The organism is Desulfobacula toluolica Tol2 (assembly GCF_000307105.1).
Classification (GTDB): Bacteria; Desulfobacterota; Desulfobacteria; order Desulfobacterales; family Desulfobacteraceae; genus Desulfobacula; species Desulfobacula toluolica.
On the sequence record NC_018645.1, the window covers coordinates 1,322,819 to 1,337,307 of the forward strand.

11 protein-coding genes are annotated in these 14,489 nt (G+C 43.4%); 7 read left to right on the forward strand and 4 right to left on the reverse strand.

The features are described 5' to 3' along the window. Positions 1-17: 17 nt before the first annotated feature. Positions 18-1,307 (reverse strand): class II fructose-bisphosphate aldolase, encoded by a 1,290-nt coding sequence (locus tag TOL2_RS06095; RefSeq protein WP_014956638.1) that lies wholly within the window; start codon positions 1,305-1,307, stop codon positions 18-20. A 300-nt stretch (positions 1,308-1,607) separates the two neighbouring features. On the opposite strand from TOL2_RS06095, the gene TOL2_RS06100 reads away from it, so the two are divergent. The 4 genes from TOL2_RS06100 (at position 1,608) to TOL2_RS06115 (ending at position 6,223) form a co-directional block, all read left to right on the forward strand. Next, positions 1,608-2,192 (forward strand): TetR/AcrR family transcriptional regulator, encoded by a 585-nt coding sequence (locus TOL2_RS06100; protein ID WP_041279313.1) that lies wholly within the window; start codon positions 1,608-1,610, stop codon positions 2,190-2,192. Positions 2,193-2,319: 127 nt separating this feature from the next. Beyond that, entirely contained in the window at positions 2,320-4,383 is a 2,064-nt protein-coding gene (locus TOL2_RS06105; protein WP_014956640.1) for a (Fe-S)-binding protein, read from the forward strand. An 86-nt stretch (positions 4,384-4,469) separates the two neighbouring features. Then, positions 4,470-5,255 (forward strand): electron transfer flavoprotein subunit beta/FixA family protein, encoded by a 786-nt coding sequence (locus TOL2_RS06110; protein WP_014956641.1) that lies wholly within the window; start codon positions 4,470-4,472, stop codon positions 5,253-5,255. A 2-nt stretch (positions 5,256-5,257) separates the two neighbouring features. After that, a complete protein-coding gene (locus tag TOL2_RS06115; RefSeq protein ID WP_014956642.1) occupies positions 5,258-6,223 on the forward strand; it encodes an electron transfer flavoprotein subunit alpha/FixB family protein in 966 nt (321 codons plus the stop codon). 77 nt (positions 6,224-6,300) lie between these two features. On the opposite strand, the gene TOL2_RS06120 is transcribed toward TOL2_RS06115, so the two are convergent. From TOL2_RS06120 to TOL2_RS06130, 3 genes are read right to left on the reverse strand one after another with little or no spacing between them, the layout of a single operon-like run. Continuing rightward, a complete protein-coding gene (locus TOL2_RS06120) occupies positions 6,301-7,545 on the reverse strand; it encodes a nickel-dependent lactate racemase family protein (protein WP_014956643.1) in 1,245 nt (414 codons plus the stop codon). Between the two features lie 52 nt (positions 7,546-7,597). After that, the gene (locus TOL2_RS06125) at positions 7,598-8,545 is read right to left on the reverse strand and encodes a hydrogenase iron-sulfur subunit (protein WP_014956644.1); all 948 of its coding nucleotides are present in this window, start codon (positions 8,543-8,545) and stop codon (positions 7,598-7,600) included. 17 nt (positions 8,546-8,562) lie between these two features. After that, positions 8,563-9,996 carry an FAD-binding oxidoreductase gene (locus TOL2_RS06130; RefSeq protein WP_014956645.1) on the reverse strand — a complete coding sequence of 478 codons (1,434 nt, stop codon included), beginning with the start codon at positions 9,994-9,996 and terminating at the stop codon, positions 8,563-8,565. Between the two features lie 225 nt (positions 9,997-10,221). Here TOL2_RS06130 and TOL2_RS06135 point away from each other — a divergent pair, with 225 nt between their 5' ends. The 3 genes from TOL2_RS06135 to TOL2_RS06145 all read left to right on the forward strand — a co-directional run bounded on the left by TOL2_RS06135 (position 10,222) and on the right by TOL2_RS06145 (position 14,365). Beyond that, positions 10,222-12,162: an ASKHA domain-containing protein gene (locus tag TOL2_RS06135; RefSeq protein WP_014956646.1), complete on the forward strand. Its 1,941-nt coding sequence runs from the start codon at positions 10,222-10,224 to the stop codon at positions 12,160-12,162. Continuing rightward, positions 12,159-13,703 (forward strand): ASKHA domain-containing protein, encoded by a 1,545-nt coding sequence (locus TOL2_RS06140; RefSeq protein ID WP_014956647.1) that lies wholly within the window; start codon positions 12,159-12,161, stop codon positions 13,701-13,703. The genes TOL2_RS06135 and TOL2_RS06140 overlap by 4 nt, the downstream gene beginning before the upstream one ends. A gap of 356 nt (positions 13,704-14,059) precedes the next feature. Next, complete coding sequence (locus TOL2_RS06145) at positions 14,060-14,365, forward strand: hypothetical protein (RefSeq protein ID WP_148278067.1); 306 nt, start codon at positions 14,060-14,062, stop codon at positions 14,363-14,365. Positions 14,366-14,489: the final 124 nt, after the last annotated feature.

Here is a 14,489-nt window from a genome sequence, read left to right on the forward strand (position 1 = left end):
TAAAACTTTAATTTTTTTTAATCATCAAAATTTCCCTCAGGCCCCTTGTCTGTGTTCATCATTGAGGCGGTTTCCATTATTTTTTCTGTTGTCCAGTTGTTTTTTTGTTCAATTTTTTCAGCCTTGAAACCGGGATCATGGGATCTGTTTTTTAAAATTTCATCAATCACTATCCGGGCTGTGTCCGTGGTGTTAAATACATTGGTTAACAGACCGAATACAAAGTCTTCGACATCTTTTGCCATTCTGTCCCGGATTTCTTTTGGCTGTGCCAGTAATTTGTTTTCAAAGGGAAGGTTCAGCTTTTTGAAGTTTCCGCCTTTTATATCATTTGCGTTTGCAAAGGCTTGCATTTCCTTCCACAGCTGTTCTGAAACACCCCGTTTTTTTTGTTTGATAAACTGACCGTTGTTCAGGATGGCGTTTCCATAATCATTGACCTCAACACCCCAGGAGATCATTTGCAGGGCGGTTGCCACGTTGGCTTTGGTTGTACGGGTCTTTGAGGCAATATCTCGAAGTCTTTCGGAATTGTTGCCGGAGGTGCCGTGCTGTGCGCCGGAAATCTTGTATTTGGAAAGTGCTTCATGAATTTGAGTGGTAAGTTCGACATTGATACCGGTATCGCTGGCTTCAATGCCATGGGTTGTGCCATTGTTCAAAGCGATCCAATCAGGGAAAATATTGTGGGCATTAAGTCCTTGAATAAGAAAGAGCGCTTCTTGGGCGGTTGAAAGTCCGAGTTTGCCTTTTATCTCACCGACTTCTGTCTCAAGACCGGCCCATTCCGGCACAAAGGGGTATAATTCAATGTTTGCCAGAAGATTTTGGGCATCCGGCATATGGGAGGCGTCTATGGCAATGGAAGTGATGCCGGCATCAAACAGGGAAGGGATTTGAGTTTTTGCAGGCTCTATGTCTTCTTTTGTTTTTATCCCAAAATGATCCGCATGGATGGCAACGGGAATAGTAATGCCAAGTTCGTTCATGAAGGCATCTGTCTGTCTGGCAATGTTCCATAGGTTAACTGCGCAATAGGCGGCTGTTCCGCCCTCTGATCTGGCAATTTCAATAATAATTGCGGCATTTGCGCGTTGGGCAGCTGCAAGGGCTCCCCTGATCACAAAAGCGTTACGGCCGTTTGCAGCTATGGTCATGCAGTTTTTCTTGATCAACATGGCACGGTCTATATATTTCCCGCTTACAATCAGTGCTTTGGAATTAGGAAACAGTTGTTTTATATTGGGGGGTCTGCCAAGATCAAGAGCAGTTTCAAAGTCTGAAGAATATATTAATGGTTTTGTCATGCCACCTCCCTGATTTTTTTTGGATTATTTTTTTTAAATATGAAGTATTTTTTGCATGAAAATTATTTAAAATCAAGGAATATCGAATAATGAATTGATATTCATTAATGCCTGCTCAAAATAAAATCATAATAATTATTGAAAAAAATACATATTTTATATCTAAATATCTGTAAAATTAAATTAAATTTATGATTATTCAATATAAATTAATGATATTATTGTTTCTTGACATTTGTAAAACTCTTTTGTTAGATGATGAGTCTTTGTTCATTTTTTCTAAGAAAGGGTGATGCAGGCTTGCAGAAAAATAAATCGGAAAAATACAATAAAATATTAGACAGTGCAGGTGCCGTATTTGCGCAATTTGGATTCTACAAGGCAACCATATCCCAGATCGCATCAAGGGCAGGTGTGGCAGACGGTACAGTATATTTGTATTTTAAAAATAAGGAAGATATCCTTTATCAGTTTATCAGTTTTAAAACCAATTCCGTATTTAAAAAAATAAATGCTGCCGTTGAAAAGGGTCGAAATGCCGAGGAAAAATTGCGTCAATTAATTCGATCTCATATGGATGAATTTCAAAAAGATAAAAATATGGCCATTATTTTTCAGTCGGAAGTCAGATACTTCAGAGATATCCAATTTCAAATTAAAGATATATCAAAAATGTATCTGGAGCTTTTGTCGGATATTATTGAACAGGGGCAGATCGAAGGAGCCTTTCGACAGGATCTGTTTGTCGGTCTGGTGAAACGTTTTATTCCGGGTGCTGTAGAAGGTGTCATCAGCACCTGGGTATCTGCTGATGGCGGATATGACCTTGTTTCAATGGCAGATCCTCTAGTGGATCTTTATTTGACAGGGATCAGAGAACAGTGAAAGTGATTTGATATATTGAACGATATAATTTTATTGAATGACGTTTTTTGCTTGACGTGATCTTTTATGTTTATTAAAGCAGTTAAATTTGTATTCATAAGCTAAAAATTTTTGGGAGGTAAGAAGTATGACTTCAATAATCGGACCGGCAAGTTTTAAATTTTTCGGGATATTTCCCGCTGCAATCTTGTCATTTATTATACCTATCATCGGGATAGGATTATTTACCTATATAATGGCAAGGCGTATTGCGCCCCTGGTGAGAGCGAATCCGGATAACAGGTTTGATAAAATCGGCACGCGTGTAAAAAATCTTATCGTTGTCTGGCTTGGGCAGGTACGGCAGCCAAGATACATGCTGGCAGGTGTGCTTCACATTGTTATTTTTGCAGGATTTTTAGTTCTGTCCATTCGTTCATCATCACTTGTTATTATTGGTTTTGCAGACGGATTTGTGTTGCCCGGCTTTGGTGGGGTGGTAGGCGATGTCTATAATTTTTTCAAAGACTATGCTGCAACATTTGTTCTTATTGCATGTATTATTGCCGCTGTCAGAAGAGGTATCTATAAACCCAAAAGATATGCTGTTCCTGAAAAATACGGCAAGGACCATACATCGGAAGCTGTTTTTGTCCTGGGCATTATTGCAACACTCATGTTATCGGAAAGTCTTTTTGAAGCATCCGAGCTTGCCTATGAATTCCAGAATACCGGACAGGAACATTTTTTAGCTCCCTTGTCTCTGGTATGGATATTTAAAGGTATGCTGGCATCCGTGTCGCCCAATATCCTTCAAGGACTTCATATTATCACCTATTATATTCATGATTTCACCTTTTTCTTTTTTCTTTGTTTTTTACCCTTAGGCAAACATTTTCATGTTATTACATCTGTTTTTAATGTGTTTTTCATGCGGGTTGAAAAAGGAAACATAAAACCTGTAAGACATGGTATTGCCGATGACAAGCTGGATGATCTTGAGTCTTTTGGTGTAAAAAAACTCGAAGATTTTACATGGAAGCATATGCTGGATTTTTATTCTTGTGCAGATTGCGGAAGGTGTTCAGACCAATGTCCTGCCAATGCCGTTGGCAGACCATTGTCCCCAAGGTTTATTACCATCAAGGCCAGGGATTTGATATTCAAAAATTATCCGTTTTCAGGAAAAATTTATAAAAGCAATTTATTGGTGGAAGATATTTATACAGAGGATGAAATCTGGTCCTGCACCACCTGTGGTGCCTGTGAACAAGAGTGTCCGCTGGGAATTGAATATATTGACAAAATAGTTGATATGCGCAGGGGGATGGTGGATGAAGGCATGGTGCCCCAGTCTTTGCAAAAACCCTTGAAAGCCCTTGAAAAACGTGGAAATCCCTATGGGAAAATGGAGAAAAAACGCGCAGACTGGGCAAATGATAAAGAGTTCAAGGCAAACTGGCAGGTTAAAGATCTTGCCAAGGATGAAGCCGACACTCTCTATTTTGTAGACAGTATTACATCCTATGACGATAACATCCAGGAAATTGCCAGACGGACATCAATTATTCTGACAAAAGCAGGCGTTGATTTTGGTGTTCTGGGTAAACAGGAAAAAGACAGTGGAAATGAAGTATTACGCTTTGGTGAGGAAATGCTGTACCAGGATTTGAAAGAACAAAACACCGAAGCTATTAAGGATACCGGGGTAAAACAGATTGTAACGGCAGATCCCCATGCCTATAATGCATTGAAAAATGATTATAAAGATCTTCCGCCGGTTAAACATATCAGCCAGATTGTTGCCGAGAAAATAACTTCGGGAGAACTTGAGCTTAAACCCTGCCAGAATCCTGATGCGGTTTATGTCTACCATGATCCTTGTTATCTGGGACGGCATAACGGGATATATGAAGATCCCAGACAGGCTCTTGATGCTATTAATGGATTAACAAGGGTAGAGCTTGAAAAGAGCCGTGATCGATCCTTTTGCTGCGGCGGCGGTGGTTTGATGCTTTTTTATGAACCTGAAGAAGAAACAAGAATGGGAGTTTTAAGGGTTAATATGGCTGCTGAGGCCGGAGCAACAGTTATTGTAACTGCCTGTCCTTTCTGCCTGGTGAATATCCAGGATGCGATCAAGGTCGCTGGAAAAGAAGGAGAGATGGAAGCATTGGATTTTACAGAACTAATTGAACAGCATCTTGCATAAAATAAATGCGTTACCGATTACTGAAGGTTTCAGGATTATAGAAATCTTATAATCGGTAACAGACTATTGATTTAAAGGAGACAAGAATGGAAATTTTAGTATGTGTCAAGAGAGTGCCTGATACTGCTGAGAATGAGTTTGAACTCAACAGTGCCGGAAATGATCTTGATCGAGACGACTTGGTTTATTCAGTGAACGAATGGGATAATTATGCGGTTGAAGAAGCAATCCAGATTGTAGATAACGTTGGTGGAAGTGTAACGGTTATCGCTGTGGGTGATGATGAGTCGGAAGAAGTGTTGAGACGTGAAATGGCAATGGGTGCAAATAATGGTATCCTTCTTTCCGATGATGCATTTGTAGCATCTGATGGCAAGGGCATTGCTACCATACTTAAGGCGGAAATTGAAAAAGGCAGCTATGATCTGATCATGACCGGTGCCCAGGCAGATGAAGGGGCAGGTCAGGTAGGTGGAATGCTGGCTGCAATGCTGGATATGCCTTATGCATCACTGGTAAATAAAATCGAACCAGGAGATGGCAAAATCATAGTGGGCAGAGAAATTGAGGGTGGCAACCAGGAAATGAATGAAGTACAGCTTCCATGTGTTGTTTCTATCCAGACTGGTATTAATGAGCCCCGTTATGTTGGTATCCGCGGTATCAGAAAAGTTGCCAGTGTTGATATCCCTGTAAAGGGTGCGGGCGATCTTGGTATTGATGCCGGCAGTGTGGGTGATGCAGGTGCAAAAACCAAAAGAGTAGATTATTTTGTGCCCGATATGGGTGATGGTGCTGAGATGCTTGAAGGCTCTACAGGTGAGATCATTGAAAAGCTGATTGAGAAGCTTAAAGCAAAAGGAGGGCTCTAATCATGACAAAGATTTTTGCATATATTCCATTTAAAAACGGTGCTGCCGAAGATGTGGCATTAGAGTTCCCTTCAGTTGCCAAAAAAATTGATGAAAGTGCATCCCTGACCGCAGTTGTGACAGGTTCCGGTGCGGATCTTGATAAAGTGGCCAATGACATGACCGCTGTTTATTCTGAAGTTATTAAAATTGATAACGCAGATCTTGCTTATCCAAATGCTGAAGTTGTCAGAAAAGCCCTTGTGAATGTTCTTCCTGCTGATGCAGTTATTCTTGTGGGTCATGATACTTTTGGAATGGATCTTGCTCCCGGTCTTTCCGTAAAAATGGATTCAGCGTATGCCGCAGATATCGTTGATTTTGAGGGAATAGAAGGAAGCACCTTGAAAACAATTCGTCAGGAACTGGGCGGAGCTGTTTACACCCATGTGACCGTTGATATCTCTTCCGGGGCTGTTATGACTATCAGGCCAGGATCTTTTGCTCCGGTTGAAGGTGGTGCAGGTGGGTCAGTTACGGATAAATCCGCTGATGCAGGAGATCTTTCCGCAAAAAGAAAATTCCTTGAAATTGTTGAAGCTGAAGTGGGTGATGTTGATATCACAAAATCCGATGTACTGGTATCCATTGGCCGTGGTATTGAAGATGAAGACAATATTGAAATTGCCCAGGAACTGGCCGAAGCAATGAAAGCTGTTGTATCCTGTTCAAGACCCATTGTTGATGCCAAATGGCTGGAAAAATCACGTCAGGTTGGAACATCCGGCCAGACTGTTAAGCCCAAGGTGTACATGGCTATGGGAATTTCCGGCTCTTTTCAGCATATGGGCGGTGTCAAAGGCAATCCATTCATCGTTGCAGTTAACAAGAATCCCAAAGCCCCAATTTTCCAGGTGGCTGATGTCGGTATTGTAGAAGATATTCTTGAGTTTATGCCCGAGCTTGCCGAAGCAATTAAAGATCTTTAAGATCTTATAAATAGCGTGTTTTGAAAAAAAAGGGATCTGATCCAAGGAAAAGATCCCTTTTTTATTTGATCTTTTTTTTATTTTATTAAAGGAACTGTAAGTCCGCCATCCATTAAAAACAGGACACGGGCATCCTGGCCTTTTTCTTCAAGGGCCTTGTCAATGGCCGTCTGAAGATCACTGAACGGCTTGATAAACAGCTTGGAGATGACCTGAGGCTCCACATCCGTTACCCCCCACATCTGTGCCCAAAGCCCTATTTCAGCCATTTTTGCCGCTTTGTGATACCCTAAGACATATCCTTTTTCAATGGTTTCAAGGGCTTTTTTGGGTGTGCTGCTTGAACCTAAAAGATCTGCAAAGGCCTTGCCGCCGATACCGCACCTGCATTTTGCCACAAGTATCATGATTCCGTCGTCTTTCAGGGCGAGTTTTGCATTATCAATGCCTTTCTGGGCCTGGTACAGGTCAATATCCTGGGGAAATTTCACCACGGATACGACAATGTCGGCTTTTTCTTTTAAAGGGGCTGCAAACACCTCGTTGGCAAGGTCAATGGCAGCATGAAAAGAGTCATTGATATGGCCGCAGCAGGCTCCATATACCTTATGGTATTTATCCAGGACCGTCATGATGGAAAAAATTTCCTGTTTAACGGTTTTAATGGCATCCATCATATCTTCATGTACAGGGTTGCCTTCAAGGGACAATGCCTTTGCTGCCGGAGAAAGCGCAAGTTTATGGTTTTGCTCTATAGTGTCATATCCGGCAATTCCGGGCAGATAGGATTTGCGCCCACCTGTATATCCGGCAAAATAATGGGGTTCCACAGAGGATATGATAATGATCTTATCCGCCTCAACCCCGGCCTTGTTGACACACATCGGCGTCCCATTGGTGGAGGTTCCCAAAAACACCATGTCTTCTTTAGCCCTTGCATCATGCACAATAATCCGGTTTTTTATCTTTTCATAGTAGTAGCCGAAAATCTGAAGATACTCTTCATCTGACGGTCCCCTGTGGGCACCGGTGGCAATGATGAAATTAAAATTTGTCTGTTTTAAGTCATCATAAATAAATTCAAGGATTTTTTGGGTGGGAGTGGGTCGTGTGGCATCGTTGACAATAACCAGCACCTTTTTTGCGTCACTTAAAAATTCCTTAAAGGTTTTGCTGTTGATCGGTGTATGAATGCCATTTTTTATGGTTTGCTCTTCATCACCGATTTTGACATCATTGGCTTCAAGAAAATCGACCTTGATGTCATCACTTATCCGGACCGGCATGGAGCCTTTTCTCCCATAGGGAACATCAATTTTCATAACAGCATTCCTTTGTTCATAACATCACTTGCTCTATTCATAACACCACCCTTTAGCGGATGGGACCCATTTTATTGAGATCTGAAACAAATGTATCAATCTGCGCCTGGAATAATGCCTTGTCTCCCGGTGGGATCTGGACAAGCTGAATTCGTTCCGGATTAATATCAATGCTTTTGAATGTGTTGCGAAGGCTTTCAACTGTTTTTTTGGCTCTCAGGTTGCCGTCATGGCGACACTCGTTGTCTGTGCAGCAGGCTGCCATCACTCCCCAGGCATTTTGAAGAAAGGGTGCCATCAACATATGGGCTTCAAGGCGTCCGCCACACATGTTCACCAGGATTTCATACTCTTTATCTTTTATTTCTGATTCCGGGAGTATGGATGCCTGAAGCTCCGGGTAATAGGACCAGTTGCAGGCAAAAATAATAGCCTTGGCAGAGTCATGACTTGTTAAAAAATTAGAGGCCTTTTCAATCAGCTCAATTTTAGCGGTTCCAAAATGTTTTTCAATATCGGCTGCCCCTGCTGGACAAACTTCAATACAGATGCCGCATGACTGGCATTTTGACGGGTCCGTGACAATCGCGTTTCCGTCAAAAAACCTGGCTTCATGGGGGCAGGCCTTTACGCAGATAAGGCAGCGGGCACAATTTAATTTGGTTGTCGAGGTTGTGCCGGGCCCTTTGAAGTTCATTTCAACAAGGTCTTTTCTGGCATCCGTAAAAATTTGGGTTAAGGTAACGCCTGATGAACATGCCGCTTCGCACCGTCCGCAAAAAAAGCATGAAAACATTTTATTCGCAGCGGATTCTGACAATTCAACCTCTCCTGACAACAGGCCGAAAGCAGTTATTATTTTTGCCCTGGGTGCGTCGGATTCCCAGCCGGTATGCTTGAACATGGGGCAATGTTCATAACAATATCCGCACCGGATACAATTTGCCAGTGTAGCGTGCCATTTTTCAAGATGCTTGAATTTTTTTGTTTTATTTTCCATTTCAATCGCCTTTTGATTTAGCAGTTCACGGAATATCTCAAGTTGGTGGCGGTCACCCAGTTTTCAGGGGCCTGCATGAGTTTTCCCGGGTTTAAAATATTATTGGGGTCCAGTGCTTTTTTTATGCAGGCCAGAAGCGTTAAAGAGTCTGATTTCTCAAGTTTAAAGGCTTGGGCCTTGGACAGCCCGATGCCGTGTTCTGCACTGGTGGTCCCGTTAACCGACCGGACATAGTCATAGACCTCAGAGATGGCTTTTTTTGCAGATGCCCACTGGTCTTTTCGTTTTGTGTCCATAAGGATTTTGGTGTGCATGCATCCTGAACCGCAATGACCGTAAGCAGTCATGATAATATTATTTTTGTCGGCTATTTCATGGATTTTTTCAGCCATTTGCGCCATTTTCGAGTAGGGCACAGCCATGTCGTCGGCAAGGGCTGTGCTGGCAAGATTGTCGTCATACTTTGAGAGAGCGGGAAACAGTTTTTTGCGGCCCAGGAATATTTTTTCCCGTTCTTTTGGGTCATAGCTTGAATAAATGTCCTGGCCGTTGTGTCGTTCACAGATGGTTCTCATGTTGTTGATTTCATAATCCACAGCTTCTTTTACCATGCCGTCTGCTTCAAAAATCAATGCAGCTGCAACCTCTTTGAGACCCAGATTCATGGTCTTGTTTACAGCTTTGATGGCAACCGAGTCCACAAGTTCAAGCATTGACGGAATAGCCCCGGAGGCCATGATCGACCCGATGGCTTCTCCGGCGTCTTTGAGAGAGTCAAAATTGGCCACCCCCATGCACCTGAACTCAGGCAGGGGAACAAAGCTCAAGGTTGCCTCCACCACAATCCCTAGGGTGCCTTCAGACCCCACCATGAGTTTGTGAATCTGGTAGCCGGAAGCTTCAACCCGTGTATGGGAGCCAAGAGTGACCAGTTCGCCGTTTGCCATCACAACTTTCATGCCAAGAACGGCATCTCGTGTTGCACCGTATTTTACTGACCTCACACCGCTGGCATTATTTGCAATTTCACCGCCAATGGTGGCAATCCTGCTGGACGCAGGTGTCGGGGGGTAAAAGACCCCGTAAGGCTTCAGAGCAAGGTTGAGATCATCATCCACAACACCCGGTTGAACCCGGCAGTAGACATCTTGGGGGTTGATTTCAAGAATTTTGTTCATTCCCTTCATGTCAAGGACTATTCCCCCCTGGATCGGAACGGTCTGGCCGCACATTCCCGAACCGCCGCCCCTTGCAATAACCGGGATTATATTTTCATTGGCATATCTCATAATTTCCTGTACCTGTGCGGTTGTCTGCGGTCTGACAACGGCCCAGGGCAGTGCATGATGAACAGAAGAGTCAGATCCGTACACATACAGGTCACAAGGGTCGGTTTTAATGTTGCGTTCCCCGACAATATTTTTTAATCTGGCTTCATCAATTTTTTTCATCCGGCTCCCCTTTTGATGAATCTATTATATTTACTAGACGGTTTTTAGTGGTAACCCCCTAATAATTCCATAAAAAAGTGAAAAATTCAATGGGAATCCAAAAGTCCTTGTATAATTGTACTAAAAATAAAGATTGTGTTAACTTGCCAAATCAGTGAGAGAATGTTTATACTTCTTTTCAATTTTTTAAATTCAACAAACACATTCAAAAAAGGATGTAATATAATGACATATTCAGTAAAATTTTTGCCTCATAATGTAAGCGTTGAGGTTGATGATAATGAGAGCCTGATCCGGGCTGCAATGGAGGCCGGCGTTCACATCAACGCCTCATGTGGCGGTGGCGGTGTCTGTGGTAAATGCAGGGTATTGATAGAAGAGGGTAATGTGGAAGGCGGTATTTCAGAACAACTTTCCGCTGAAGACCAGGACAAAGGGTATCGACTGGCCTGTATGTCCCAGATCGCCTCTGATATTGTGGTGAGAATTCCCATTGAATCCGAGATTGACACCAGCCGTTTGAATCAAATGACCGGCAGCCGTCATACGGCAAAAGCCGTATATGCAAATGTGGATGAACTGCGGCAGGACGGCTTGTTTATTCCGCCGGTGGAAAAGATTTATCTTGAACTGGAACCTGCAACCGCTGAAGACAACCAGGCTGATGTGGCAAGGCTTATCAATCATCTTCGTTTAAAACACGATGAACACCGCCTGACCATGAATTTGGCGTTGATCAGAAAAATAGCCGATATTATCCGGGAAGGAGAATTCAAGGTCACGGTAACGATCATGAGGCCTGTAAGGGAAGACGGCAAAAATGAAATTGTCAATATTGAACCTTTTGATACCACTGACAGGAATTTTGCCATTGCCGTTGATATCGGAACCACCACTGTTTTTGGACAGGCCCTTGATCTGCAGACAGGAGAGGTACTTTCCCAGCACGGTGAATTCAACAGCCAGATCAGCTATGGGGAAGATGTGATTTCCCGGATTATTTTTACCGAAAAGGGTGACGGGCTTGAAATCCTTCATCAAAAAGTTATTGAAACCATTAATACGATCCTTGATAAAATTGTTAAAAAAGCCGGTATCGGTCGGCATGAGGTGACCACCATTACCCTGGCCGGAAACTCCACCATGACCCAGCTGCTGCTGAAAATCAATCCCAGCTATATTCGTCGGGATCCCTATGTGCCGACATCGGTCATGTATCCGCCGTTCCATGCAAGTGAGATTGGCATAGCCCTGGCAGACCATACCGTTGCTTTGATATATCCCGGAGTCTCAAGCTATGTGGGCGGTGATATTATTGCCGGTGTCATGGCCTCGGGCATGTATCGGTCCAGTGAGCTGACCTTGTACATGGATATCGGGACCAATGCGGAAATCGTCATCGGCCATAAGGACTGGATGGTCTGTGCAGCAGCCTCAGCCGGTCCTGCTTTTGAAGGTGGCGGCGTAAAATTCGGCATGCGGGCATCCAAAGGGGCCATTGAGGATTTTTCCATTGATCCGGAAACCTATGAACCAATGATCATAACCGTCGGCAACAAAAAGGCAAAGGGAATCTGCGGTTCCGGCCTGATCATACTTGCAGCAAAACTTCTGGAAACAGGCGTCATAGACTCCAGGGGAAAATTCAACCGGAATCTGGATATACCGAGAATTCGAAAGACCGATGATATCTGGGAGTATGTTCTGGTGTACAAGGAAAATACCCAGATCGACCGGGATATTACCATTACAGAACCTGATCTGGACAACCTGATCAGGGCCAAGGGGGCCATGTACAGCGCGACATTGACACTGCTTGAAGAGATAGGGCTGACAATCCATGATCTGGAAAGGGTTATTCTTGCTGGCGGGTTTGGCAGTTATGTGGATCTGGAAAGTGCCATTACCATTGGGCTGCTGCCTGAAATTGAACCTGAAAAAGTGACTTATCTGGGCAATGGTTCCCTTTTGGGCTGCAAGATCAATTCCTTGACCAATGCTCTTCGACGTGATGTGGCAAATGTGGTCAATATGATGACAAACTTTGAACTGGCTTCAACTACTTCGTACATGGATCATTATATGGGCGCATTGTTCCTTCCCCATACGGAACTCAATTATTTTCCAAAAGTAAAGGCGCGTCTGGAAAGGTTGCGCAAATTATGAAGAAAAAAGGTTTTGTTCGCACCGTTTTGGTTGAACGCCCGAGTTTAAATGATAACACGGCAGATGCCCAGAGACTGGAAAAAAGTCTTATGGATGAGCTGGAGGCGGATCAGATTCTGATTCCGTTACATGTGCTAAAACACCTGCCTTCAAATTTAAGATCCTGGGGCTTTCAGGCAAAGGCTGTTCTGTTTAAAAACCGGCACTCCTGGATACTGCTGGATCTTTTGAATCCCGGGTATGACAACCCGGTTCTGGGAACAGCCATTGATATCGGCACCACCAGAATTGTGATGTCGCTGATAGATCTTGAAACAGGACAGCAGATCGGAGAACAGGGGTTTGATAACCCCCAGGCAGGCATCGGGCCGGATGTCCTGGCAAGGATTCATTATGCCAATCAGCCAGGCGGGCTGGATGAATTGAACCGCCTGGTGATAGAGGCCGTGAATCATAATATAGCGGCCCTGTGTGAAGAGAACGGCTGCAGTAAAGAAGACGTCTATCTGGTTACCGGAGCCGGTAACACCGCCATGACCCATCTGTTTTTAGGGATTGAATCTTTTGAGATCATCAAGGAACCCTATATTCCCTGTGTGAATATCCCGGATACCCAGCCGGCGGGAAATTTGAAACTGGATATCAATGACAGAGGGGCGGCATTTTTGTTTCCCAATATAGGTTCCTATTTTGGCGGAGATCTGATTGCCGGTATTCTTTATTCGGAACTGGATAAAAAAGAAGAACCCTGTCTAATGGTGGATGTGGGAACCAATGCGGAAATAGTTGTGGGAAACCGTGACTGGCTTATTGCCTGTGCCGGTGCTGCAGGACCTGCTCTTGAAGGCGGGGTCAGTAAAATGGGCATGACGGCAAAACCCGGTGTCATAGATCGGGTCTGGATTGATCCGGATTCTTCTGACCTGAAAATACATACCATAGAGGATCAAAAACCCATAGGTATCTGCGGGTCCGGCATGATTGATCTGGCAGCAAGCCTGTTTTTATCCAAACGCATTGATATTCGGGGCAAGTTTTCCAAACAGGTCTGTGGTGACAGGCTGTTTGAACGAGAAGGAATCATGGAGTTTGTCCTTGTGGATGAAAGCCATTCCGGAACCGGGAAACCCATCTGCTTAAGCCAGGTGGATTTGAACTCTTTGACCAGCTCCAAGGCAGCCATGTACACCATATTGGAAGTGATCGTGAAGAATACGGCAGGGCTTGAGTTTGAAAAGTTGCAAAAGTTTTATGTGGCAGGAACATTCGGGTCTTTTATCAATCCTGTGTCCGCCATTTCCATCGGCATGCTTCCGGATATTCCCATCTCAACATTCGAAGTCCTGGGCAACAGCTCTCTTGGCGGGGCAAAGGTTTTATTACAAGACCCGGACGCCTTTGAAAGGATCATGACCATCAGGCAGTCTATCACCTATATTGAACTGAACGTCAACCAGGAATTCATGAACATGTTTTCCGGTGCCAAATTTTACCCCCATACCGATGCGTCCCGGTTTCCGTCCCTGAAAAATAAAATTTAAAATAAAATCAGATGAGGCTCTTGTTTGAGCCTCGTCAAACAACTTTTGAGCCTCGTCAAACAACTGAAGACAGTGAAAATTGACTGTTGATAAGTGGTTATGATATAGTCAATGTCTTTTAATTTATATGATCAAATAATTTTTAACCTGTTGGAATAAGATTTGTTTTGTTTTTTGTTGTGGCAGGTCAATCTGCCATGGGCGTTATTAGTGAATAATGGACAACGGTCCATAATTTTATTTGTAAAATGGATCAACAAGTGGAAAATATACAGAAGACTTTTTGCCTTCTAAAGTCAGAGGCTTATATTACAGGAAAAAATGTTTTTATTGAGCAAAGAATAAAGGAAAGCGGATTGGTTATTTCTGAAAGATGGAAAGTTCGCCTGACCTTTAGTGATATTTTTAGACTGTACGACGGTTGGATACCGCGAATCGCCTCAACAATGCGTTTTCCTCCACTTTTTAAGCTGGATATGTATATTCTTGAAGGAGCAAATGCCATAAATCGCATGTACAGCTTAAAGCATAAGATTCGGTATGAGATTTGGGGCTGGGAATACAAAAAAGGCGGATTCTTGCATGCTCCTGATACCGTAGAGGAAGCCTGCAGACACGAATCAATAATCGCAAACCGGATAATTGAAGTGTTTCCAGTGTGATGCAGTCTTTTGATGGCATGAAAATGCCGGTGTTCCCATGTTGGCATCACGCAAGCGGTTTTTCAAAGATTATTATTACCAACCGAAGAAAGGCGGAAATTGTTAGTTTACAGTCACAGTATGG